Below are 23,044 nucleotides of genomic sequence, written 5' to 3' on the forward strand. Positions count from 1 at the left end.
GACGGATACGGGAGGAACTATGTCTGAATCACTGCGTGGCACCATAGGCAAATTTGCCTTGCTGTCAATGACCTTTGCCGCGGTTTTCAACGTGCGCAATATCGTCAATAACAACATCGAACTGGGGCTCAGCTCCGCCCCCATTTTTCTCTTAGCAACCGTGGTCTATTTCATTCCATTCGTGTTCATTATTGCCGAATTTGTTTCCGCCAATAAGAATTCAGAATCCGGCATGTATGACTGGTTGAAAAAGCCTTTGGGCAGCAAAGCCGCTTATTTGGGCTCGTTTCTCTACTGGTTTGTGAACCTGTTCTGGTTTGTTTCCTTACTGCCTAACGTCATTGCCTATGCGTCTTACGCCATGTTGGGTTACGAATACAGCTTCTCACCCATGGTGACGTCACTCATCTCGATTGTGTTGTTTGCCTTCGCCACTCACATCTCTACCAAAGGCGCGAGTTGGCTGGGTAAGATCTCTGAAATGGTTGCTTATGGCGTGTTTGCTTTGTTTGCCATTTATGTATTGGGCGCGCTGATGGCCCTTGGTGGTGACCACACACCCGCCGAACCCATCACGTTACAAACGATGACCCCAACCATCAACTGGGCAACCCTTGGCATCATGTGTTGGATTTTCCAAGCTGCTGGGGGTGCAGAAACCGCCGCCGCTTACCTTAACGACGTCAAAGGCGGCCATAAATCCTTTATCAAAGTGATCATCATCGCCGGTGTAGTAATCGGTGCGATGTACGCCATCGGCTCGCTCTTGGTCAACGTGTTTGTTGCGCGTGAAGACCTCACTTACGCTGGCGGCATGGTGGAAATTTTCACTGGCATGGCGAATTACTTTGGCATCTCGCCAACTTTGGTTGGCCGTTTCGTTGGCATCATTTTGTTCATTGCGATGTTTGGCTCAATGATGATGTGGACCGCCGCTCCGGTGAAAATTCACTTCTCTGAAATTCCAAAAGGCGTGTACGGCGAGAAAACCACTGAGCTGAACGAACACGGAGTTCCTGTCCGTGCGGCGTGGTGGCAGTTTGCCTTTGTATTTGTGATGCTGGTGGTGAATGGCTTTGGTTCGGAATCGGTGCAAGACATGATGAATCAAGCGATCAACCTCACCGCAGGAACGGCGATGCTTCCACCCATTTTCATCATGGTGGCGTACTTTGTCTTCCGCTTGAAGTTCGACGATACCCCACGAGATTTCCGCATGGGTTCGCGCAAAGTGGGGATGAGCATCGTATCCGTGCTGATTGCCATCTTTGTTGTCAGCATGACGGCATCGGCCTTCCCAACCGGGGTTGACTTAGTCAGAGCCTTCTTTATCAACGTCTTTATGACCGCGGTGTTCTCTGGCCTCGCTTGGTGGTGGATCTCTCGCTTTGAGAAGAAGCAGACGCTTAAAGAGCAAACTTCCAATCCTATTACTCAAGCATAAACCTGACATATCACACTAAGGAGCATCCTCGAGATGCTCTTTTTTTACTAAAAACAAGTAGAAAAGGATGACTAGGGTCTACTGCTCCGACAAATTCAGTTAATCCTGTTCAATTACCTAATAAATCTATGATTGAAAACCTTCCTATACACGCTAACAATTTAAACAAACCCAAAGTAAAACTTTACTAAATCGACGTCACATTTTAACGACTTTTTATTTAGTTATTTCTGGATAGAAAGATAACATCAGCCCTAGTTTGCACACGAGCTGCCCATTAAGCCTTTAGAGCACCCCCACAAAAATTCAGCCAGGTTAGCAAACGATAAATTCTACTCAATTAAGAAGTGATTAAAATGAAGACTTGTTTTACTAAAACTATTTTGTCCGGATTGATTCTTGCTGCTGTCAACGCCCATGCATCTGAAAATCAAGCGAATCATAGCCCTACTCAACCTCCTCAATCTGACGCAGAAGTCATCTTCGACTTCTACGGCGAACTAGGCGTTGGTGGCCATGTCGCGTTAGAAGGTGAAAATAAAGGCCGCTACGCAGACGGCACTTACATCGAAGGTGGCCTCGCTGTCCAATACGGTAACTGGTTCGCTCTTGCCTATATGGAAGGTTGGACTGTTCAAGCCGATGACGATGGCAATGCTTGGGCGACAGGCCATGGTTGGGGAGGCTTCGAAGGTGGTTTTAACCGTGTCTACGCAGGCTATCGCACCGATGGCAACACCGAATTTATGATTGGCCGTATTGACTCTTCTCTGGATGACGTTCAATGGTGGGGCGATGCAACGGTTGAATATGGCTACGCAATCTCCAATACTCGAGACCTGTTCTTAGGCGCAAAAATCCAAAACCTTGAAGGTAATTTCCGCTACAGCATTTCTGCCGCTCCTGAGTCGGATTTTTCGGAAGATGATTCTTGGGTCAACTTTGGCAAATACGACCGATTTGCTGATCAATGGAACGATAAGAACGCCATGATCAATGGTTACATCCAATACGATATCACAGAGCACTTAACGCTTATGGGTGGCGCCGAAGTTCGTAACAACGACGGTGGTGAACTGTTCCTTCTTGGCGTGGAATACAAAAACGTTGCCGCTCGTGTATGGCACGACTCCGATAAAGGCAATCAAGTTTCTAATGGCAGTGAATCAGGCTTTATGACCAGTGCATGGTATGAAGCTGCTCCGGGCGTCTATCTATCAGCGGCCTATAACTACGCCAACTTTGAATCAGACACCGCTGAAGACGAAATCACTTCTTACATCAACGCTGGTGTGTGGTGGGAATATGGCAATGGTAAGTGGGCAACCGCATTTGATAGCCGCTTCGCTGTCGGTGATGACAACGTGACTGGCGATGCTCAAGTTTTCGCAATGCAATATTTCTACTGGTAAACCGAGGAGCCACACATGACTTTACGTAAAACTCTAATTGCTTTAGCCGTTGGTTCAACGGTGACACTATCTGGGTGTCAGATCGTCACACATTCTGAAACTCCATTGCAAGCGAGCGAATTTCAGAATGTGATTGACCGTACAGGCTCTCCAGAATACATGCGTGATTACGACTTTGATGATCACCAACGCTTTAATCCATTTTTTGATATGGGCGCATGGCACGGCCACCTATTGCCTGACAATGCAGAAGGCATGGGTGGCTTCCCCGGCACAGCGCTGTTGACGGAAGAATACATCAACTTTATGGCCAATAACTTTGATCGCTTAAGCGTGTACAAAGATGACCAAAAAGTCGCCTTCAAAATGGAAGCGTACAGCTTACCGGGCGCATTGGTGCAAAAGCTAATCTCCGATGATGTCATTGTGGAGATGACACTGCGCTTTGCTTCTGACCGCACATCTCTGTTGGAAACCAGCATTACGACAGACACCCCTGTTAAGCTCGTATGGGATGGGCAACTGCTTGAAAAATACCACGCCAAAGAGGGCAAATCGCAATCCGATAAAACCATCGACGAGCAATACCCAGATTACAACCGCACTATCATCGCGACGGATGACGGCTTAAAGGTAACATTTGGCAAAGTGCGCTCAACCTGGGATCTGCTGACCTCTGGTGAGTCTGAGTACCAAATCCACAAGTCCGTAAAGATGAACACTCAAGTAAATGGCCACCAATTTACTTCGACGGCGAAAATCAACGCTTCTACCAAGATTTACACCACCTACTCCCATGTGCTGACGGCCAAAGAAAATCAAGCGGAACAAGCGAAGATTCAAGATATTTTAGCCAATCCACAAGCGTACCTTTCGGCTTCTGAGCAGCGTTGGGAAGGCTATCTCACCCAAGGTTTAACCAATCCTCACGCCACATCAGAGCAAGAACGCGTGGCGGTGAAAGCAATGGAAACATTGAACGGCAACTGGCGCGGCGTTGCTGGGGCGATGAAGTTTGACTCGGTGACGCCATCGGTGACCGCACGTTGGTTCTCCGGCAACCAAACTTGGCCTTGGGACACATGGAAGCAAGCTTATGCGATGGCGCACTTCAACCCAGATGTCGCGAAAGACAACATTCGCGCAATGTTCGCTTATCAAATTCAAGCAGACGATCCTGTTCGCCCTTGGGATGAAGGCTATGTGCCGGATCTATTGGCCTACAACTTAAGCCCAGAACGTGGCGGCGATGGTGGCAACTGGAACGAACGTAATACTAAGCCAAGCCTAGCCGCATGGGCGGTAATGGAAGTGTACAAAACCACAAACGATAAAGCGTGGCTTGAGGAAATGTACCCCAAGCTGGTTGCTTATCATGACTGGTGGCTGCGTAACCGTGATAACAACGGCAACGGCGTTCCTGAATACGGTGCAGCGGTAGACAAAGCGCACAACACACCAGAAGGTGAAATGTACTTTACCGTGGTTCGCGGCGAAGAGCATGAAACGGTCGTAGGCCAGAAAGCGCTGACAAAAGTGATGGCAGAAGGTAATTACGATTACATCGAAAGCCCGGCACAAACTGCCGCTTCTTGGGAATCTGGCCGCGATGATGCAGCAGTATTTGGCTTTATCGATAAAGAACAGCTTGATGCTTACGTTGCCAAAGGCGGCAAGCGCAGCGATTGGGATGTGGAATTTGCGCAAAACCGCGCGGAAGATGGCACCTTACTGGGTTACTCGCTACTGCAAGAATCGGTAGACCAAGCCAGTTACATGTACAGTGACAACCAATATCTGGCGGAAATGGCCGATCTTCTTGGCAAACCAGAGCAAGCAAAAACGTTTCGCGCCAAAGCAGACAAGCTTGCTGACTACATCAACACTTGTATGTTTGACGAGAGCACGGGATTCTTTTACGACATTCGCATTGAAGACCAACCACTGGCTAACGGCTGTGCAGGCAAACCGATTGTTGAGCGTGGCAAAGGGCCGGAAGGTTGGTCACCCCTCTTTAATGGCGCTGCAACCCAAGCGCACGCCGATGCGGTGGTGAAAGTGATGAAAGATCCGCAAGAGTTCAACAGCTATGTGCCATTAGGTACGGCGGCGCTGTCTAGCCCGGCATTTGGCCCCGATATTTACTGGCGTGGACGCGTTTGGGTCGATCAATTCTACTTTGGCTTAAAAGGCATGGAGCGATACGGCTATCGCCAAGATGCGGTGGCGATGGCCAGCGCCTTCTTCAACCATGCTGACGGCTTAGTGCAAGATGGCCCAATTCGTGAGAACTACAACCCGCTCACGGGTGAGCAGCAAGGCGCGCCAAACTTCTCTTGGAGTGCGGCGCACTTATACATGCTGTACAACGATTTCTTTACTGCTGAATAAGTATTACTGCCAGCTAAAACCAACCAGCGACAATGCCCTTGGCTGCCAAGCCAAGGGCATTTTTTATAAAAAACCAAGCAAAACCAGTCACTAAGACTAGACTCTAAATATCGCTGATCGTTTTAAAGGGCTCTATGGAGTGATGCCATCTTCGCCATTTTACACGCGTGCCTTATTGACACTGCTCCTGTTAGGATTGGTGGCGTTTAGTTTTAATCCGTTTCTCGATCGCAACGATCTGCTGCCACTTTACGACAGTAAACGCCTGTTTGTGTTGTTTCTGTTGCAGATCACCACGCTTATCGTGCTGTTTTCTACTCAACAACGGCAGCGCATCATCGATCATTGGTGCTCACTCACGCTCCTCCACCGAGGTTTACTGAGCCTTTTTATTGCTTCGAGCTTACTGGCCACGTGGCTTGCTCGCTATCCACTGGCCGCTGTTTTGCAATGGTTTTATTTGGCAGGATTGGTTTTGATGCTGTTTGTACTGCGTGATGTAGTGAAACAGCGGCAAGCCCGATGGTTTGAATACTCTCTTTGGCTCAGTGTGTTTCTGTTTTTGAGCATTGCATTGGCGTTTTGGATCCGCATTGTGCACCAGTTGAACGTCAACAACTTCACTCTGTTTGGCTTTGCTAACCCGCGTTTTCTCAACCAAATCCATATTTGGCTCATCTTCCCTGTCGTTTATCTTGCCGCGATAGCGATGAAACGCGGCAAACGTGGCGTGGTGCCAAGAGCGATCCTCGCGATCGATTTTGCCATTTGTTTTTCAACCGATGCACGAGGGCCACTGGTGGCCATACTGGGTGGATTCACGCTGCTGATGCTTTGCGCCAGAGATCTGCGCTCTATTTGGTGGAAACTGTTGTGGCAAAGCGCTGTGGCTGGCGCATTGGTGAAACTCGCACTGCTTTCCCCACTTCCCAGCATGATTTTTGGTGGACCAACTGAGTGGCTACACATACGAACCGAGAACTCCGGACGTTTAGCGCTGTGGCGACACTCTTGGCAAATCTTCACCTTTACCGGATTGGGTGGGGATGCGTTTGTCTGTGAAGACGCTCAGTTTGGTAGACCGCACAGCTCTCTTCTCAACGTGTTGGTGCATTGGGGCGTGGTGGCCGCTCTGTGTTACCTCGCGTTGATCGCCTCACTGTTGCGCCTCACCATCAGGCAGCGTTCGTTACGCACTACGCTGCTTGGCGTCAGCCTGCTCAGCGGCATCGCGTACAGCTTGGTGTCTGGAGTGCTCGATTCACCTTTAAGTCAACTGATGGCGGTTGTCGCCTGCGCACTGTTTTGGTCACGTTGCTCGCTTGCGTCTGTTTCATTACCATTACAAGCCAACAAACCTGGCCGATTGTGGGGGCACGGCGTGATACTGATTGTCGCTATCGGTTGTAGTGTGTCGGCCGGTTATCGCACCTTAGAGCGATTGGACAATTATCCGGTTTACCGCAGCGAGGTGAACATCAAAACGCAATTCTGGTTGGGGTATAACTGCTTAGCGAAACCTTGGCAACCTTAATAGATTTGCTGGCGAATCACCTCACGTAACCACATGCCCTTTTCGCTGTTGCCAGTGGTGCTATGCCACACCAACGAGATATCAAAATCCGCCACCTCAATCGGCGGTTCAAACGAGGTTAGACGATCATCAAAGCCTTGTGCCAGCGCCATTCTCTCCGGCACGATGGCAATCAAAGCGCGATGAGACAACAGGCTGCGGATGGTAAGAAAGTTGCGCGAGGCTACCGTCACTCGACGGCTTAAACCTTCGCTGGCAAGTAGCTTATCCACTTGAGTGGAGAGCTGACCATCTGGGCTCACTAACGCCTGCTCAATAGCGGCAAACTGTTCGATGCCCATCCGCGTCACATCCACTTGCTGGGGATCGCACAAACACACGTGCTTTTCGGTGTATAAGCGCTGCGCCTCAAATGGCTCTTCCAGTACTGGCATCGAGCCGATCACCACATCCAACTTTTCCTGTTCAATCAAACTGACGTAGTTATTGCGATTGACGTTGATAAAGCTGACCTGCGCTTTAGGGGCTTGCTGGCGAATCGCATCATACAGCTTAGGGGCGAAAATAAACTCGGCATAGTCCGTCATCCCAATGCGGCACACACCGTCAAACGCCTGAGGTGAAAAAGGCGGCTTTGCCAACAACTCACCCGAAATCACGCTGAGCAGCTGGTGAATTTGTGGCGCAACCTGATGCGCTCGCTCACTGGGCTCCATCTTGTGGCCCTTACGGACAAACAGCACATCATCAAACAAACCGCGCAGACGATTAAGACTGTGGCTCATCGCCGATTGGCTGACGAAGCTTTTTTCCGCCGCCACGCTGACACTGCGATAACGGTATAGGTAAGAGAACACCACCAGCAAATTGAGGTCGATGTTCTTCCAATTAATCTCGTCCACACTTCATCCCATACAATTCATACAAATCATGAAAACTATCAATTTGAATCATTATAGGTTCTTTCGTAGAGTGAACTCACTTTTTTGTTGAGATGTACAACATGCTACAAATTTTTAAGACTTTTTTCTGGCTCGGCTGGATCAGCTTTGGCGGTCCTGCGGCGCACATTGGCTATTTCCGCCACACCTTTGTTGAAAAATTGAAATGGATTAGCGACGAAGAATACGCTCAGTTGGTTGCACTGAGCCAGTTTCTACCGGGACCTGGCTCAAGCCAAGTCGGTTTTGGTTTGGGCTACAAGAAAGGCGGCCTACCCGGCGCTTGCGCGGCATTCTTAGGCTTTACCCTGCCTTCGGTGGTGATCATGTTGCTACTGGCGCTGGTTAGCAGCCAAGTGACCGACACCGCACTATTTCAAAATGTCGTACACGGCTTAAAACTGCTCGCCGTGGTGGTCGTGGCCGACGCGGCTTGGGGGATGTATAAAAACTTTTGCCGCTCGCCGCTGACCGTTGGCATCTGCGTGGCCACCGCTGTCGCCTTGTTGGTGTTCTCAGGCATCGCCACGCAAATGGCCGTGCTGATCCTCGCGGCGCTGATTGGGGTGATTGCACTCAAAGGTGAAAACAAAGCCACTGAGCACGGCTTTACACCATCACTGACCCCACTGGTGATCTTTGCTGCTCTGTTGCTGCTGTTGCCGCTGCTGACCACTGCTCAGCCGTTGGTACGACTGTTCAACGAATTCTACCAAGCGGGCAGCTTGGTGTTTGGTGGCGGGCATGTGGTGCTGCCTTTGCTGCAAAACATCGTGGGAGAGCAAATCAGCCAAGATGCGTTTCTAACTGGTTACGCTGCTGCCCAAGCGGTTCCGGGGCCGATGTTTACCTTCGCCACTTATATTGGTTATGTACTGCATCCAAGTTCGCCCATTCTTGGCGCGATTGTCGCGACTTTGGCGGTGTTTTTGCCTGGATTCTTGTTGATGCTGGGCGTGCTGAAAAACTGGCAGCTGTTAGCCGCTAATCCTCGCGTTTCAGGAGCGTTGCAAGGCGTCAATGCTGCGGTGGTTGGCTTGCTGGTCGCCGCATTGTATCAACCTGTCTTTAGTAGCGCGGTGAGTAGCGGGCTGGATGTGGGCTTGATTCTCATTGGCTTCTATCTGCAAAAGCAGATCAAAGTACCTATCTTGGCTCTGGTGCTGTTTTTCATGCTCTCAGGAGCCACGCTGGGCATGCTGTAATTGCTGCATGCGCCACTTCGAATGCCACGTTTTTAGATAACACAAAGCGAGCCTGAGCTCGCTTTGTTGCTTGAGGATAACCACTATGGCATGAAGTGAAACCTCAAATCATCTTGCTAAGGCTTCACCATGGTTGTCGAGACCTCACCTTGCGCGTTTTCTTGCTCTTCACGAACCATCGCCAAAGCACGCTCTAAGTTCTCATTCGCCAGCTTGTAATAGGACGGCTTTTTATCAATCGCTTGTTGCAAGTAGGGAATCGCTTTGTCCGGCTTACCTTGCAGAATCAAGAAGTAACCAACATTGTTCAGCGCTTCCGGTGCCCCCATGCTGCGCATGAAAATGTTGATGGCTTTCTTCACTTCGTTCTTGCCAAGATAAATTAGAGCTAAGTTGTTTTGCCCTTTTTGATTATTGGGATCTTTTTCCAGCGCCGCTAAGGTGTAGCGCTCGGCTTTGTCATACTGGCCGCTCATGTAATAGGAATAGCCGAGATTCATCATCCCTTTCATCGAATTGGGCTTGATCTCTAGCGCTTTGAGATAATAGGCTTCGGCCAACGTGTGCTGAGAATCAACATCCGATAGTACACCAAGCCCCATGTATGCCATCGCTGGAGAGGCTTTGTCGACTTTAAGCTGGTTGATGTCTTGCACCATGATCAAACCGCCAGCTAAAGTTTTACCATTTTTCAAGCGCACTTGGTCTGCATTCAAGGCACGCAAGAAATAGCTTTTTCCTTCATCGACTCGCCCTTGTTTGCTGTAAATTGCCCCTAACTGTTCCAGCGCTTTCACATTGTCCGGATTGTATTCCACCGCCATTGTGTAGGCTTTCTCCGCCAAGGCGATATTGCCGCGCGATTCGTGAATACGGCCGATGTTGTACAAGGTTTTGTCTTGATATTGTGCATCGGGGAAAGAGAGTGCACGGATGTACTCATAAAGCGCCAGATCATTGTTATTGTTACGTAATGCCACATCACCGCGTGTGATCGCTTCGGTTTCAGAAACTGGCATCACATCAGAGGTTAATGTATCGATGGGGCGACCATCATACAAACTAAGATCATACTGTGGGCCTTTCGGCTCTTGGCTGGCACATCCATAAAGCGTTACGACCACCAGCAACCCGAGTAGCGTTTTTGTCATTTTCATACCTTTTCCCCTTACCCTAGCGCATCCGATAGCGATAACAATGCTGGCCCAACGGCAACAATAAAGAAACAAGGCCATATAAATAACAGTAGCGGAAAAATCATCTTTGTCGGAATTTTTGCTGCAATTTCTTCCACTTCCTGATTACGTTTGTCACGGAAATCTTCCGTATAATCACGCAACGTTTGTGACAAACTGCCGCCAATTTTCGAGGCGTGAGCCAGCATGGTCACGAGGCCATTGATTTCCGTCAGCCCAGTGCGAGTCACCAAATCCTCAAACGCGGTCGACATTTCGACCCCTGCTTTGATCTTGGCACATACCGTATCCAACTCATCGGCAAACTCAGGGTGAGAGATGGCCAACTCATCGGCCACTTTTCGCAATGCCGCATTAAAACCTAAACCGGATTCGGTACACACGACCAATAAGTCCAGTGCATCAGGAACACCTGCACGAATCATACGTTGACGCTTTTTGACAAAGTGGTTGAGTCCAATATTAGGTATATACAGACCGCCTGCGATTGACACGATGATAGCAATAGAACTGTTGTCCATGTCAGGCAACAAAAAGAAAACCAGCGCCGCACCAGTAAAGCCCAACACAGCAAAAACAGCCTTGATAATGTAAAACACCGTCAAGGCATCTCGATTGTGGAAACCGGCATGCATTAACTGGCTGCGTATGCTTTCTTTCTCCTTCGAACTTTTCCCCACCATGATCGGGGTAAGGGACTCCAATGTATTTTCAACTTTGCGATTTTTCTTTTTCAGTGCTTGTCCTGAAACTTCTTTATGAATTTGCTCAAGCTTTTTCTTCACTGGTGCGCGATTACCGGAAAACACGACGGCAACCGTGACAACCAGCAAACTAGTAGAAATCAGAACTAATGCAAGCAACACCCATTGTTCATCGAGCTGCACATTAGCAAACACCGAAAGTAGTTCGTCCATATCACACCTCGAAATTGATGATATTGCGAATCCAAATGGCGCCAAAAAACAAACTGACAATCCCCATGGTGACCAGCTCCATCCCTCGCTCATCTTGGTACAAGGGTTTGACGTATTCGGGGTTAATGAACATCAGCCCGACAAACAAAACAAATGGAGAGAGCACGAGAATCCAGGCCGACATGCGGCTTTCAGCCGAGATGGTTTTGATTTTTCGCGTTAACTTGAAACGTTGGCGAAGCACCTTGCCGACTTTTTCAAGGTTTTCAGACAGATTCCCGCCCGTTTCTTTCTGTAATAACACCGCACTGGAAAATGCCAACATTGACACCGTTGGGGTGCGCTCCGCCATTTGCATGATCGCCAAACGCATGTCATAGCCATAATTGAGTAAGTTAAAGGTATTTTTAAACTCAATCCCAATCGGTGGTGCCATCTCGTTGCCCACTTCATTGAACGCTTGAGTCACGGGTTGACCGGCTTGCAACATACGTCGAATAATATCAAGCGCGTCTGGTAGCTGCTCTTCAAAACGGTTTAGTCGGTTGGTAATACGCTTTTGCAGGTAAAACTGCAATGCGAACCAAATCGCAGAGCCGCCCACCAAGGCGAGATACCAAGGCTGAGCCAGAATCATCATTGTGACGATGGTGGTAAAACTAATGATCGAACAGACCATTAATGTCTGCGCCAAAGACCAATCTAGGCCTGAAAGTTCGATCGATTTTTTCAACGAAGCAAAGGCAGCCACTTTGACCAAACTGCGATCTAAAGGAGACAAGCTTTTTAAATAGTGCTCTTGAAGTAGAGAGCGCGCCTCTTCATCTAGGTTCATCTGCGTTTCTTTCAAACGCTGAGAGAGCTCTTTGTGCTTAGCTTTACTGCCTGCGGCGGGAAGAATTAGAGCCTGAGAGATAAACACCACCGCAAAAAAGAGCAAGACGAAGAAATAGGTAATATCATCCATGTTTGCCTCCCGCTATGCATAGCTTTCATTAAAGAGCTCAAACGGCAGATCTAAGCCACGTTTGGTCAGTTGATCGTGACAAGCTGGCACCACTCCTGTCGCAGTGTAGTAACCGAGAATATTGCCATTGGCATCGAGACCTTGGCGTTTAAAGTGGAAGATCTCCGACATGGTAATGATCTCCCCTTCCATGCCATTGATCTCTTGAATGCTCACCATACGACGTTTACCGTCTTCTTGGCGCTCCATCTGCACCACTAAGTGAATCGCCGAAGCAATTTGCGCACGCAAGTTTTTGGTCGAAATATTCCAACCCGCCATGGCGAACATATTTTCCACCCGACTCAGCGCATCACGAGGGGTATTGGCGTGAATGGTCGCCAGAGAACCGTCGTGACCGGTGTTCATTGCCGCCAGCATATCCACCGCTTCAGCACCACGCACCTCCCCCAGCACAATGCGATCAGGGCGCATCCGTAGCGCATTTTTCACCAAATCACGCTGAGTGATTTCACCTTTCCCTTCCAAGTTGGGAGGACGCGTTTCCAATCTCACCACGTGCGGTTGTTGCAGTTGCAGCTCTGCCGAGTCTTCAATGGTGATAATGCGATCATCGGAAGGGATAAAACCGGAGAAGATGTTGAGAGTGGTGGTTTTCCCTGAGCCCGTACCACCCGCAATCAAAATATTCAGCTCCCCTTTCACCGCCGCTTCAACAAACTTAGCCATTTGCGGCGAGAGGGAGTTATAACCAAGCATGTTGTCCATGGTGAGCTTGTCAACGGCAAAACGACGAATGGAAACGGATGCACCATCGAGCGCTAAAGGCGGTATGATGGCGTTGACTCGCGAGCCATCCAGCAAACGCGCATCCACCATGGGTGACGCTTCATCAATACGACGCCCCACTTGGCTGACGATACGATCGATGATGTTGCGTAAGTGGCGGTCGTCTAGAAAGGTATATGGTGTTTTTTCTAGCTTACCGCGTCGCTCTACAAACACATTTTTTGGGCCATTAACCAAAATATCTGACACCGTTTTATCATGCAGCAACGGCTCTAGAGGACCTAAGCCAAAGACCTCGTCTTCAATTTGTCTGATCACCCGCTTGCGCCCTTCCGAGCTCATTGGGTGAGTTTGATCGTCCGCCATTAAGTGTACGATGGCATCATGAAGCTCTTTCTTGGCCCGCTCTTTCTCTAAACTCGACAACAACCCCAAATCTAAGGTTTCCAATAAACGCTGATGGTAATAGTGTTTTATGGCCAACTCTTGTTCCAGTTGCTTACGCGCTTCCTCGACAGCCTTATCTTTTGCCTGACGCTCCAGCTGTTTTTTGTCTTGCGACAACACCTCATCACTTACGATTTGTTGCGGCGACATGGTAGAGTCAATGCCCACCACAACATCATCACTGATGGTCGAATCTGGCTGTGTGACAAGAGCCTCTACTTTTTCCTGAAACTCTGGGTTGATATTTTTTCTTTTAAAAAACATAACCTTGTCCTTTTATTTTTAATTCTTACGCTCTAAGAAAATAGTTTCTTTAACCAACTTTTTTTCTCTTCTTCAGGTTTCGCAATGTGATGAGAAAACTCGACAATGGAACGCGTAATCGCACTGTTTTTTTTGCTCTCCACAAAAGGTTTGCCTAAGTTGGCACTCTCTACCGCCACTCGGTAGTCATTAGGAATCATAAAGACCGGAATGCCAGTGATGGTGTGCTCGATATCTTTCAATTTGATCGATGCACGTTTTTCATAGCGATTAACGATCAACTCAATCTGCTCTTTCGTCACGCCATACTCAAAAGTGAGCATGCGTAAAATGCGAGAGGTGTTTTTTATCGCCGCCAAATTCTGCTGTGTCACTAAAAAAACCTTGGTCGCGGGAGACACCACCGCAGAAAATATCCGATCAACACCTCTCGATAAATCGATGATGACATAGGGGTATATTTCTCTCAGCACAGGGAGTAAACGACCTATTTCTTTCGCTTTATCAAAATCTTCAGTGTTATTTTCATGGAAAAATCCAAGCACATGTAAACCACTGGCCATTTTAGTCACCATGGCAGAGAGAGAGTCGTGGTCTAAATCTTTCGAGTGTTCAATCACATCCGTTAAGCTGTATTGAGGTGAAATGTTGAGGTATTCAGAAATGACGCCAAAAGGAATATCCACATCCAGCAACAAAACTTTTCCAGGATGAGTACCCGCTACTTCCAATGCCGTGTTTAACGCCAATGTGGACGCCCCACATCCGCCTTTGGTGTTGATAAAAAGATATAATTCTCCGGACTCTCGACTCGAAAACTTCTCATCCGATACATTTTTAAGCAGATGAAAGAAATCCCCCACCATCGCTTTATCTGACACAAAGTCAGCCGCCCCCAAACGCAAGGCAATCTTAAGCGCCCCGTTATCGCTCTCATCACCAAATACGATAAGAGAAGCTTCAAAATCCTCACTCGGTGCTTCATATTCTTGTAAGGCGAGCACTTTTTGAGCCCAATTAGGCCCAGTTTCGACAAAAATTAAGTCGGGTGGCGTCAAATGAGCAAGACCCGATACATTAAAGTTATGCAGTGAGATCAGGTCAAAACTGAGGTTTTTACACAGCTTGAGCTGCGCCCCCATATGAAGCTGAAATCGATCGCTACCGTACAACACCCAGATATGTAAACTGGTTTTTAAGCGAGCATAACTTTCATCATTGTTTCTATTGAGCTTCACAGCTTCTCCCATATACCGTCCCCTAGCAGTCTGTTGTGGACCCATCCGAATCGTTTTTATTTGGTCTCACTACACCCAGGCTTTCTACCGGTAGTGTGGTTTCAAATTCTGGAATGGTCACTAAGCCGTTGTTTCCTAAAAAATTAAGAACAGAAACAAATTGAAACTGATAATTACTCACTCTAGCTCTGACGTATTTTATGGTGATGAAAACATCATTATCTGTAGGGTCTCCCGCCACCACATCTCCATTGGCATCGAGATACTCAATCACCAAATGCTGATCCGAAAAATTGCTTGGTAAACTACTGTTGATTATCGTATTTTTGACATTTTGATGCGCGGTCGAAGTGACGTAACACACCGTAGCTAAGCGCGCAGCTTTGCGTGTTGCTTCGTTGATCATTTGAATCGAAAACATGTAATAGCCAATCGAAAAAATCGACAGCAAAATCAACATGAGTACCGTGGAGACGATGGTCAGCTCGATCACCGCCAATCCCTGCACTTTTTTGCCACTTCTTCCACCATGCTTTCTCACAATCCGCTCCTCATCACCGATGACGCCGTAAAGGTAATTCCCAACTCTGTATTGGTGTAGGGGATCTTGGTGAAGGCTGGCACATAGGTATAAGAAGCCGTCACGGTTACCACCCCTCCGCTGTGAGTAATGGTAATATCGTCAGCCGTTAAGTTATCTAAAATAGTGTAGCTGCCTCCAGAGACTTGCCCATGTAACACCATGTTTTTGATGTCGGCTTCGTTGGCGATTTGGTCATAAGTAATGGTGCCGTAAACATCGTTCACCGCAAAACGAGCACCGTTTTGCACCCCTTTCGCCAAAGTATTGTATTGGGTGAACATGTGGCCGATTTCCAACATCCCGACGAGAAGAATCAGGATCACAGGGAGGGTCGCCACCATCTCGACCGCGGCGAAACCTTGTTGACGAATGATTCGATTTAAGAAGGTCATGTTAAGCACCTCCACTGTTGGGGTCTTTGTACATGATGATTTTGTAGGCACCTTGGTTTCCTGGTGTATTACCAATCGAGCCGTTTTCCACCACACATGAGTCAACGAACTCACCAAACACCACTTGTCCTAAACCAGAGTTGTTTGTTGGTACACGCTGCAAAAGGAAGAAACAGCCAACTTCCACCACAGTATAGGTCGTGGTACCACCACTCGACCCCGAGCAATCCACCATAGGGATCGGTAAAACACGACGCCAAGGCTGACCACCGGACTCACAATCACCTGAACTGCTATCGGCAATGCAAGCTTCCGTCTTAGCTTTGTACTCCGCATAGGTAAGGTCACTGGCATAGTCATAAATCACATTACCATCACTATCGAGTGTGGCTGGCGTGTCGGGAAGGTCAGTAATGAAATCAGGTGGATAATTACTGCTTGAAACACCCCCTTGATAGATGCCAAGTCGAGTATTTGCTCCCTGCCCAACTGGCCCGGCAGCTACCCCTGTTTGGGTATTAATGCTGCCACCAATTTGCACCGTGCCATCGTAACCGCCACCTAATGCTTCACGGACAGTGTCGGCACCCGAGCCAAAATCAAGCAGATGGAAGTTACCTGGCCCCATACTGGATAAACTGCTATCGCCGACTTTTAAAACGTAGACTTCACCCGCGTTGTAACCATAGATACCACCAGTTTCGTCACCCTTACACACCCCGATCGGCACCACATTGCTGATGGTGTTGATGTTAGAACTTGGGCCAGCTACCGCCGAAGCTGAAACGACTTTACTCAGTCCTAACGCTTGCATGAAAAACTCACTCAAACTGAGATTATCCACCGACACACGCACATAAATATCGCCAGTGTCATCAAAGCTGCCGTCGGGGAAAGTCAAAGGATCGTTAGAATAGGCAATGGCAAAAGTCGCCGAATCCATATCCAACTCACTGTTGCCAGAAGCATTATGCATGGAGGTGAGTGTTGAAATGGCCGCTTCCGTTGCCTCGTCCGTGTCGTGGGTAGCATCGGCAACCATAGCCGCGGCCAAGGCTGCCGCATCTACCGCATTTTGAAGCTTGGTGCGATTGACCACTTGGTGTGTCACATCAATGGCTAAGGCAGCCATAATGATAAAGCTCAGCATGGCGACCGTGATTAACACCGCCACTAAACCTTGCTGTTTACGTCTTCCATTGCGGTATCTGCCTATGACCATAATGCATCCTTAACGGCTATTACTTGAAACCGTTGATAACTTGGCTACTACTCGTCGACATGCTTTCAGTTTTCTTACCGAGGTAACCCTGATAAGCGCTGTCCATTTTATCGCCACTGCCGTAGGGAATAAGGTCTAGATTCTCCTGAGTTGCATCAGGGTTATAAGTTTGCTCTGCTTTAAGTTTAGCCACATGTTGGCCTAAAGGCGCATCATTTGCACATCCGCTTAAAAAAGAGACACTGATAATAAATAGCACGGTATAAACATTCATCTCTCTTTCCTTATAAACTGTGTCCAAACTCACCTTCAGTGCCACCTTGGCCGTTCTGAAGGAACTCCGGCTCAGGCTGTGCGCCAGCCTTCTGTTTCACGGGGGAATCCGCAATGTAAGCACCAACACCCAATAGGTAATATTTGAGATCACTGGGCTCTACAAAGGCATCCGTCGGCAGAGTAATTTTGCTACGGTCGATTGGCTTAGCGAGTCTGGGTGTCACCAAAATCACCAGTTCGGTTTCACCCGAAATATAATCTTGGCTACTAAAGAGTTGCCCCAAGACTGGAATATCGCCAAAGCCAGGCATTTTGCTGCTGACATCTCGAACGTTTTCGCTGAGCAAACCCGCAATACCAATGGTTTGACCATCCGCCAACTCCAAGGTTGATGAAGCGGATCGACGCGTGATCGGTGGAATAAAGTAACTGGCATTGGTACCACCAGGGCTTAACGTCAAAGTGTTCGATGCGGCAATTTCACTCACGTCAACCGCCAAGTTAAGATTGATGCGTTTGTCACTCAAGATGGTCGGAACAAATTTCAATCCCACCCCATACTCTTTGTACTCGATGGTAACACCATCGCTATCCGGCACAGGGATCGGGAACTCGCCACCAGCAAGAAACTCCGCTTTAGCGCCACTTAAAGCCGTCAAATTCGGCTCGGCCAATACTTTGGCGACGCCATTTTCTTTGGCTATGTCTAATGCAAAAGTAAACAGAGTGTCGCCATCAATAAAGGTGCTGAGTAAACCGGTACTGTCGATCCCTGGCACATTGAAGATAGGGCCAACACCACCGCCAATATCATCAATGATGCCGCCCGCAGAGGTGGCTCCCCATGAGAAGCTGCCGTTGTTTTCAAAGAAGTGAAAATTGGAATCGAAACGACGAACCAAGCTGCGCTGCACCTCTGCTACGGTTACTTCGAGCATCACTTGCTGCGCACCGCCAATCGTCATGAGGTTGATCACGCCACTTTTATCCACCTGACTATTGAGTGAAGAGGTTGCCTCATCAGCTTGCTGACCCGCGGCATACGTTTCAGCAACACGCAGCGCGATGTTCATTCTTTCTTGGTTGCTAACCATGCCACTTAAAATCAAACGGTTTTGCGCGCTGTGTACTTGGATCGGTTCATCTGGCAAAAACTCAAACAACTTCTGCTTTAAGCTATTGAGATCATGAGTCACTTCGATGTTGATTGATTCGATCAGATTGCCGCGGCTATCCCAAGCCATTAGGTTAGTAGACCCCAGCCTGCGACCAATCAAAAACAGTTCATCGGACTTTAGCATCACAATATCCAGCACTTCAGGATCCCCAAGAGAGACTCGCTTTGCTTTGCCCGACAATGCGACAAAGGTGGATTTATGATGAGGTACGGTGACCACTTTCCCTGTCTGCGTTGCCCCTTGAGCGGTAAAGATACTCAGCACGCTTAACGTAAAGACTAAAATCAAAATTTTCATGCGTCACACCTTATTCTTTAACCTGAATCTTCGATGACTCCGTCCCTTTAATTATGGTGACACTAGGGGCGACATAACGGCGAACCACTTTTTCCTCGGGTTCGTGGGGATTTCTCAATGTGAGCTGGATTTCCCCTTTACTCTTGGCACTCAATAGCTTCTCAGCTTGCTCAGGTGACACTTCAAGCGTCACCGCTCGCACTATGATCGGCTTGTTTTCTTTGGTTCTTGCCGTTTGGTCAACCGCTAGTACCTTAATATCCTTGAGTACGGTTTGCGTGGTCGCAGAGCCTTTACCATAAGAAACGGTATTGAGCACATCCACACGGTTACCAGGTAGTAAGAAACCGGCTACCCCTATGACGTCATTGACTCGGATGGTAATGGCACGTTTCTTCTCTGGAATCAAAGCGGCCAGTGTTGAGCCTTCTCCGGGAACCGTCAGTCGTTGCTCGATAATAATTTCCCCGGGATAAACCGCTCCTGCAACGATTTGCCCAACCAACTCTTTAGGATCCGTGTACTGAGAGAGCTCTCGCCACGATTTCTCGAGAAGCTTAGTGGTCAAATGTTGCGGTTCAATCACACTGCCAGCGGGTATTTCTATGGCAGCAATCACCACGGGCTCTCGCTCAACGACCTCCACCTCTTGCTGGGGAAGCAATTGTTTATCCATCCACTGCTTGGCAAAAAATACCGCCGCCAAACCAAATAAAATCGAAAGTAAGAAAAGTAATATGATTTGGTTACGACTCATCGTGCACCTCCGCCTTTACCATCCGCGGTAAAGTAGACTTGCCATGCCCGTTCAAGGACTTGTTTTGTGATCACGGGTTCTGACTCTTCGAATGCCACGATATCGCGACTGATACCTGCAATATCTTTCGGCAAACAAGGGTAATAACCGACATTGTGTTGTTCATGTAGTTCAGTGAGACGTTCAAACAACCCTGGCTCAAGTGATAGCGATTTTCCACGAGCCATGATTTGCCAAAGCTCTTGGTATTCATCTTTCATCAAGGGTTGGAATTGAATCTTATAACCCAGACGACGCAAGAATGCGGGATCACTGATTTTTTCAGGGTCTAAATTGGTCGAAAACGCCAACGTCAAAATAAATGGAATGGTGATTTGTTGACCATTGGGCAACGAGAGATAGTCGTAGAAATATTCCATCGGCACAATCCAACGGTTGAGTAAGGTGGCAACTGGCATGGGCTGACGGCCTAAATCGTCAATAATAAAAATCCCGTTGTTGGCCATCATCTGTAATGGTGCCATCCAAACTCGATTGTGCTGAGAATGGTTCACTTCCAACATATCCATCGTTAACTCACCGCCAACCTGAATGCTCGGACGTTCACACAGTGCCCAACGCTTATCAAATTGATCTTTGAATGCGAAAGACTGCTGGCCGATATCTTCTTCAACTTTCTTATGATGCTGCGGGGTAAACACCTTGATAATGTTACCTGCGGCATACACAGAGTAAGGAATAAACACTGAAGTATTCAAAGAGTTCAGCAAACGAGTAGCGACAAACGTTTTGCCTGTTCCTGCATCACCGTACAAGAGTAAAGCTCGGCCTGAATTGATGGCTGGCCCTAAAACGGACACCATACGATGGGCGCCCAATACATCTTTGAAGGCGTACTCTACATCCGCTCGATTGACGATTTTTGCTCGTACATCTTGCGCTCTCACCATCTCAGAGTATTCCGTAACGGAAACCGGGCATGGCCCCAAGTAAGCATCTTTGACAAACGCATCGTCCGCTTCTTCCATTCCAGATTCAGATAATGCGTAGAGAATTCGGGTTCCTTGATTCGCTTCACCAAAAGCAGCGGGATCCGACTGAAAAACCTCTACTAGAGATTTCTTACGTAACGCAGCCAGCACTTCATCAATAATGTGGCTGTTAAGTCCCATTAAACGAGTAAGCGAAAGAAGATCTGATTTTGGGTAGGCAGCCAACTGTTTGATCACTAGATTCTCCACCACGACTGGCGGAATTTTTAACTGACTCAAAGAGGTAGGCACCTTAGGTGGTTCTGCCTGAGGTGTGAGTTTGTCTCTGTGTTTCGCTGTGGGTTCTGCGGCCATAAAGCCCCCTACTATTATGTATTGCGTTCACTCTAAAAGTAATGAAACAGCGCCAACCCTATAACAACAGCGGGTGCAAACGGCATGGTGAGTTTCCCGTGCATAGCAACGCGTGACTGAAACGATGAAAGTATAGGTACTTGGCCACTCATTGCTTGCAGTGAATAGCGCCCAAGAACTTGACTCAGCGAATCCGGATTCTGCGCGTAGTGAAGAAGCATAAACAGTGCGGCAACCATACCTGCCGAGAGGGTAATCCAATAAGCAACGTCCCCCATGGCATCCCAACCGACGAGCATGCCGACAACACCCAACAACTTAACATCACCCGGAGACATCGCCCTTAGGAAGTAAAGTGCTAGGCCACACGAGAAATAAACCGCTCCGGCAGCCAATGACGACAACATAAATGCCACGTCGTAAACAATAAGAGAGTGCACACAAGCTAAAAGGGTGAGGGGCAATAACCAAATATTCGGTATGCGATTGTCCCTAGCGTCATAAACCGCAATCACCAGTAAGCAAAACCATATCAAACTATTCACTATCACTGGCCTCTCCCTAAGCTCAAGCGAGCTCACGCTTAGCTAAGTGCACTATCTACTTTGTTGTTCAGCTTGTCATCGTACTCAGCGAACAAAGTCCCTAACGCCAACACAAGTAGGGCAGCGCCAACGACATACTCAACGACGCTCAACCCTTCCTCATTTTTCAAAAAATCGATGCCATTTTTGAAACTGTGAAGTAGCTTGAATGGACTATGATCCACTGCCAATAGCCCCGTCTAATTTGGTATTCAGATTATCACCAAGGCCGGTAAATACCGCACTCAACGCTGCAACCAGCAACGCTGCACCGACAACATACTCAACCACGGACAAACCTTCTTCATCTTGCAAAAAGGCTTTAGCTTTGTGTAATAGATTGCTCATTGTGTCTCTCCTTCCATAAGCAACGAACTTGCTCTTTAAAGTTAGAGCTCACTAAATAAAGACGTTAGGACTTTTTTGTCTTTAACTAGTACTTTTTTACGACTTTCATCAAGAAACTCATTGTTTATTGATTCGCAAAAAGAAATACCTGAGTGACTGCTATTCAGAAAATGTTAATAAAAACATATGAAAACAATAGTAATTACTTGGAATTTCCATCCAGTTTTCCTCCTCAAATAGAAAAAATAAAATGGATCACTTTTTTTGTTGGCACTTTTTTGCCGCAGAACTAACCTTTTTATATGAGCTCATTCACTTTTCTATATCTGTTTGATTAGGGGTAAAAAGCACAATGATAGACAGAATGAAGATCAATGAGAGCGAACGACAGCATAAGGAGGAAGCTTGTCGCAATGAATACCAAGATCGTAATGACTTAGCATTCAGGCTTTTTTATTTGGGGGGGAATCAGTATGGAAGTGAGACGCACCGCTCATTGGTTAGGGAGCTCCGTTCACCATCTTGATCAAAAAGAAAAAGATCTCATCCTCAATACGTTCACATTGATCGAGCACGATACTGATGTATCAATACTTAGTGAACCTAGCACCCAGTTTGCGTTCTTTTTTATCCGTTCGGAAGAACAGTATCCGTTACTGCTTACTGCGCTAAAGCTGAGTATTAACCTCAACAAAAAACTCATACTGATCCATTCCAGACCCATCGAGCTCGGCTCTTATTACCATTCGGCCGTGTTTGATCATCTCAATTTAGCCATGAGTAATACGCAAGAATGGTTACAACAACTGATCACTCGCATGAACTTACATTGGTATATTGAGCTGGGGGGAACTTCTGATTCTCAGTCAAATGTTGTGCTCCAAGAGCCCGTTGCGAGCCTAGCATTGCAGTCTCTGCTACGCCATATCGACAAAAACATAAGTAATGTCATACGAGAAGAAGATGCCGCGTCCTTTTGTCATTACTCTGTCACCTATTTTTCAAAAGTCTTCCATAAAGAAATCGGACTGAGCTTTCGTGATTACCTATCCAATAAGCGAATCAACCTCGCGAAACAGCTTCTGGTCGAAGATAAGCAAACCAAAATTGCTTTTATCGCTTACCAATGCGGTTATCGAGACGTCTCTTACTTTTCTAGAATATTCAAAAAGAAAACAGGCGTGAGCCCCGGAAAGTTCCGACTTAATAATTCGTTATCCTGATCGCCTTGAGCGCCATTTTTTTTATTTCTGCTAAGCATAAAGCATGCTATCGTTAACAATAAATTAACATAAAAACAAACATTGTTTTGCCAA

At 47.6% G+C, this 23,044-nt stretch carries 22 protein-coding genes; 6 read left to right on the forward strand and 16 right to left on the reverse strand.

The features are described 5' to 3' along the window. Positions 1-19: 19 nt before the first annotated feature. The 4 genes from LZU85_RS07475 to LZU85_RS07490 all read left to right on the forward strand — a co-directional run bounded on the left by LZU85_RS07475 (position 20) and on the right by LZU85_RS07490 (position 6,781). A complete protein-coding gene (locus tag LZU85_RS07475) occupies positions 20-1,444 on the forward strand; it encodes an amino acid permease (protein ID WP_237286807.1) in 1,425 nt (474 codons plus the stop codon). Between the two features lie 356 nt (positions 1,445-1,800). Continuing rightward, a complete protein-coding gene (gene ygjJ / locus LZU85_RS07480; protein WP_206628991.1) occupies positions 1,801-2,856 on the forward strand; it encodes a protein YgjJ in 1,056 nt (351 codons plus the stop codon). A gap of 15 nt (positions 2,857-2,871) precedes the next feature. Beyond that, a complete protein-coding gene (ygjK, locus tag LZU85_RS07485) occupies positions 2,872-5,247 on the forward strand; it encodes an alpha-glucosidase (RefSeq protein ID WP_237286808.1) in 2,376 nt (791 codons plus the stop codon). 142 nt (positions 5,248-5,389) lie between these two features. Continuing rightward, on the forward strand, positions 5,390-6,781 hold the full coding sequence (locus LZU85_RS07490) for an O-antigen ligase family protein (protein WP_237286809.1): 1,392 nt from the start codon (positions 5,390-5,392) through the stop codon (positions 6,779-6,781). Here the strand turns inward: LZU85_RS07490 and LZU85_RS07495 are convergent. Beyond that, the gene (locus LZU85_RS07495; RefSeq protein WP_080538674.1) at positions 6,778-7,683 is read right to left on the reverse strand and encodes a LysR family transcriptional regulator; all 906 of its coding nucleotides are present in this window, start codon (positions 7,681-7,683) and stop codon (positions 6,778-6,780) included. The two genes, LZU85_RS07490 and LZU85_RS07495, sit on opposite strands and share 4 nt — an antisense overlap. A gap of 101 nt (positions 7,684-7,784) precedes the next feature. On the opposite strand from LZU85_RS07495, the gene chrA reads away from it, so the two are divergent. Further along, positions 7,785-8,927: a chromate efflux transporter gene (chrA, locus tag LZU85_RS07500; RefSeq protein ID WP_139784349.1), complete on the forward strand. Its 1,143-nt coding sequence runs from the start codon at positions 7,785-7,787 to the stop codon at positions 8,925-8,927. Between the two features lie 116 nt (positions 8,928-9,043). Here chrA and LZU85_RS07505 read toward each other — a convergent pair whose 3' ends face one another. Genes LZU85_RS07505 through LZU85_RS07575 form a run of 15 tightly spaced genes read right to left on the reverse strand, consistent with a single transcriptional unit; the run spans position 9,044 to position 21,728 of the window. After that, a complete protein-coding gene (locus tag LZU85_RS07505) occupies positions 9,044-10,084 on the reverse strand; it encodes a tetratricopeptide repeat protein (protein ID WP_176298870.1) in 1,041 nt (346 codons plus the stop codon). Between the two features lie 11 nt (positions 10,085-10,095). Beyond that, positions 10,096-11,040, reverse strand: a complete 945-nt coding sequence (locus LZU85_RS07510; protein WP_237286810.1) for a type II secretion system F family protein — start codon at positions 11,038-11,040, stop codon at positions 10,096-10,098. A 1-nt stretch (position 11,041) separates the two neighbouring features. Then, positions 11,042-12,007: a type II secretion system F family protein gene (locus LZU85_RS07515; protein ID WP_176298872.1), complete on the reverse strand. Its 966-nt coding sequence runs from the start codon at positions 12,005-12,007 to the stop codon at positions 11,042-11,044. Between the two features lie 12 nt (positions 12,008-12,019). Further along, positions 12,020-13,507 (reverse strand): TadA family conjugal transfer-associated ATPase, encoded by a 1,488-nt coding sequence (locus LZU85_RS07520; protein WP_176298873.1) that lies wholly within the window; start codon positions 13,505-13,507, stop codon positions 12,020-12,022. A gap of 32 nt (positions 13,508-13,539) precedes the next feature. Further along, the gene (locus LZU85_RS07525) at positions 13,540-14,790 is read right to left on the reverse strand and encodes a CpaE/TadZ family protein (protein ID WP_176298874.1); all 1,251 of its coding nucleotides are present in this window, start codon (positions 14,788-14,790) and stop codon (positions 13,540-13,542) included. Next, positions 14,768-15,286 carry a TadE/TadG family type IV pilus assembly protein gene (locus LZU85_RS07530; RefSeq protein ID WP_237286811.1) on the reverse strand — a complete coding sequence of 173 codons (519 nt, stop codon included), beginning with the start codon at positions 15,284-15,286 and terminating at the stop codon, positions 14,768-14,770. Before LZU85_RS07530 ends, LZU85_RS07525 begins: the two co-directional genes overlap by 23 nt. Next, entirely contained in the window at positions 15,283-15,720 is a 438-nt protein-coding gene (locus LZU85_RS07535) for a TadE/TadG family type IV pilus assembly protein (protein WP_176298875.1), read from the reverse strand. The genes LZU85_RS07530 and LZU85_RS07535 overlap by 4 nt, the downstream gene beginning before the upstream one ends. 1 nt (position 15,721) lies before the next feature. Then, positions 15,722-16,942, reverse strand: coding sequence for a pilus assembly protein TadG-related protein (locus LZU85_RS07540; RefSeq protein WP_176298876.1), 1,221 nt, complete (start codon positions 16,940-16,942; stop codon positions 15,722-15,724). Between the two features lie 19 nt (positions 16,943-16,961). Next, positions 16,962-17,216, reverse strand: coding sequence for a hypothetical protein (locus LZU85_RS07545; RefSeq protein WP_176298877.1), 255 nt, complete (start codon positions 17,214-17,216; stop codon positions 16,962-16,964). 10 nt (positions 17,217-17,226) lie between these two features. Further along, positions 17,227-18,693 (reverse strand): type II and III secretion system protein family protein, encoded by a 1,467-nt coding sequence (locus LZU85_RS07550; RefSeq protein WP_176298878.1) that lies wholly within the window; start codon positions 18,691-18,693, stop codon positions 17,227-17,229. A 10-nt stretch (positions 18,694-18,703) separates the two neighbouring features. Beyond that, a complete protein-coding gene (gene cpaB / locus LZU85_RS07555; RefSeq protein WP_176298879.1) occupies positions 18,704-19,450 on the reverse strand; it encodes a Flp pilus assembly protein CpaB in 747 nt (248 codons plus the stop codon). Beyond that, complete coding sequence (locus LZU85_RS07560; RefSeq protein ID WP_176298880.1) at positions 19,447-20,796, reverse strand: AAA family ATPase; 1,350 nt, start codon at positions 20,794-20,796, stop codon at positions 19,447-19,449. The genes cpaB and LZU85_RS07560 overlap by 4 nt, the downstream gene beginning before the upstream one ends. A 32-nt stretch (positions 20,797-20,828) precedes the next feature. Next, positions 20,829-21,341 carry an A24 family peptidase gene (locus LZU85_RS07565; RefSeq protein ID WP_237286812.1) on the reverse strand — a complete coding sequence of 171 codons (513 nt, stop codon included), beginning with the start codon at positions 21,339-21,341 and terminating at the stop codon, positions 20,829-20,831. Between the two features lie 38 nt (positions 21,342-21,379). After that, entirely contained in the window at positions 21,380-21,565 is a 186-nt protein-coding gene (locus LZU85_RS07570) for a Flp family type IVb pilin (protein WP_419795962.1), read from the reverse strand. After that, positions 21,555-21,728 carry a Flp family type IVb pilin gene (locus tag LZU85_RS07575; RefSeq protein ID WP_176298882.1) on the reverse strand — a complete coding sequence of 58 codons (174 nt, stop codon included), beginning with the start codon at positions 21,726-21,728 and terminating at the stop codon, positions 21,555-21,557. The genes LZU85_RS07570 and LZU85_RS07575 overlap by 11 nt, the downstream gene beginning before the upstream one ends. A 473-nt stretch (positions 21,729-22,201) precedes the next feature. Between LZU85_RS07575 and LZU85_RS07580 the strand changes: the two genes are divergently transcribed. Next, complete coding sequence (locus LZU85_RS07580) at positions 22,202-22,951, forward strand: helix-turn-helix transcriptional regulator (RefSeq protein ID WP_237286813.1); 750 nt, start codon at positions 22,202-22,204, stop codon at positions 22,949-22,951. Positions 22,952-23,044 lie beyond the last annotated feature (93 nt).

The sequence above is a fragment of the Vibrio floridensis genome (assembly GCF_021852965.1).
Classification (GTDB): domain Bacteria; phylum Pseudomonadota; class Gammaproteobacteria; order Enterobacterales; family Vibrionaceae; genus Vibrio; species Vibrio floridensis.

Bases quoted from the DNA above. Each gene is read 5' to 3' on its own strand.
- LZU85_RS07475 (WP_237286807.1), top strand. From the start codon at position 20: ATGTCTGAATCACTGCGTGGCACCATAGGCAAATTTGCCTTGCTGTCA.
- ygjJ (WP_206628991.1), top strand. From the start codon at position 1,801: ATGAAGACTTGTTTTACTAAAACTATTTTGTCCGGATTGATTCTTGCT.
- ygjK (WP_237286808.1), top strand. From the start codon at position 2,872: ATGACTTTACGTAAAACTCTAATTGCTTTAGCCGTTGGTTCAACGGTG.
- LZU85_RS07490 (WP_237286809.1), top strand. From the start codon at position 5,390: ATGCCATCTTCGCCATTTTACACGCGTGCCTTATTGACACTGCTCCTG.
- chrA (WP_139784349.1), top strand. From the start codon at position 7,785: ATGCTACAAATTTTTAAGACTTTTTTCTGGCTCGGCTGGATCAGCTTT.
- LZU85_RS07505 (WP_176298870.1), bottom strand. From the start codon at position 10,084: ATGAAAATGACAAAAACGCTACTCGGGTTGCTGGTGGTCGTAACGCTT.
- LZU85_RS07510 (WP_237286810.1), bottom strand. From the start codon at position 11,040: ATGGACGAACTACTTTCGGTGTTTGCTAATGTGCAGCTCGATGAACAA.
- LZU85_RS07515 (WP_176298872.1), bottom strand. From the start codon at position 12,007: ATGGATGATATTACCTATTTCTTCGTCTTGCTCTTTTTTGCGGTGGTG.
- LZU85_RS07520 (WP_176298873.1), bottom strand. From the start codon at position 13,507: ATGTTTTTTAAAAGAAAAAATATCAACCCAGAGTTTCAGGAAAAAGTA.
- LZU85_RS07525 (WP_176298874.1), bottom strand. From the start codon at position 14,790: ATGGGTCCACAACAGACTGCTAGGGGACGGTATATGGGAGAAGCTGTG.
- LZU85_RS07535 (WP_176298875.1), bottom strand. From the start codon at position 15,720: ATGACCTTCTTAAATCGAATCATTCGTCAACAAGGTTTCGCCGCGGTC.
- LZU85_RS07540 (WP_176298876.1), bottom strand. From the start codon at position 16,942: ATGGTCATAGGCAGATACCGCAATGGAAGACGTAAACAGCAAGGTTTA.
- LZU85_RS07545 (WP_176298877.1), bottom strand. From the start codon at position 17,216: ATGAATGTTTATACCGTGCTATTTATTATCAGTGTCTCTTTTTTAAGC.
- LZU85_RS07550 (WP_176298878.1), bottom strand. From the start codon at position 18,693: ATGAAAATTTTGATTTTAGTCTTTACGTTAAGCGTGCTGAGTATCTTT.
- cpaB (WP_176298879.1), bottom strand. From the start codon at position 19,450: ATGAGTCGTAACCAAATCATATTACTTTTCTTACTTTCGATTTTATTT.
- LZU85_RS07560 (WP_176298880.1), bottom strand. From the start codon at position 20,796: ATGGCCGCAGAACCCACAGCGAAACACAGAGACAAACTCACACCTCAG.
- LZU85_RS07575 (WP_176298882.1), bottom strand. From the start codon at position 21,728: ATGAGCAATCTATTACACAAAGCTAAAGCCTTTTTGCAAGATGAAGAA.
- LZU85_RS07580 (WP_237286813.1), top strand. From the start codon at position 22,202: ATGGAAGTGAGACGCACCGCTCATTGGTTAGGGAGCTCCGTTCACCAT.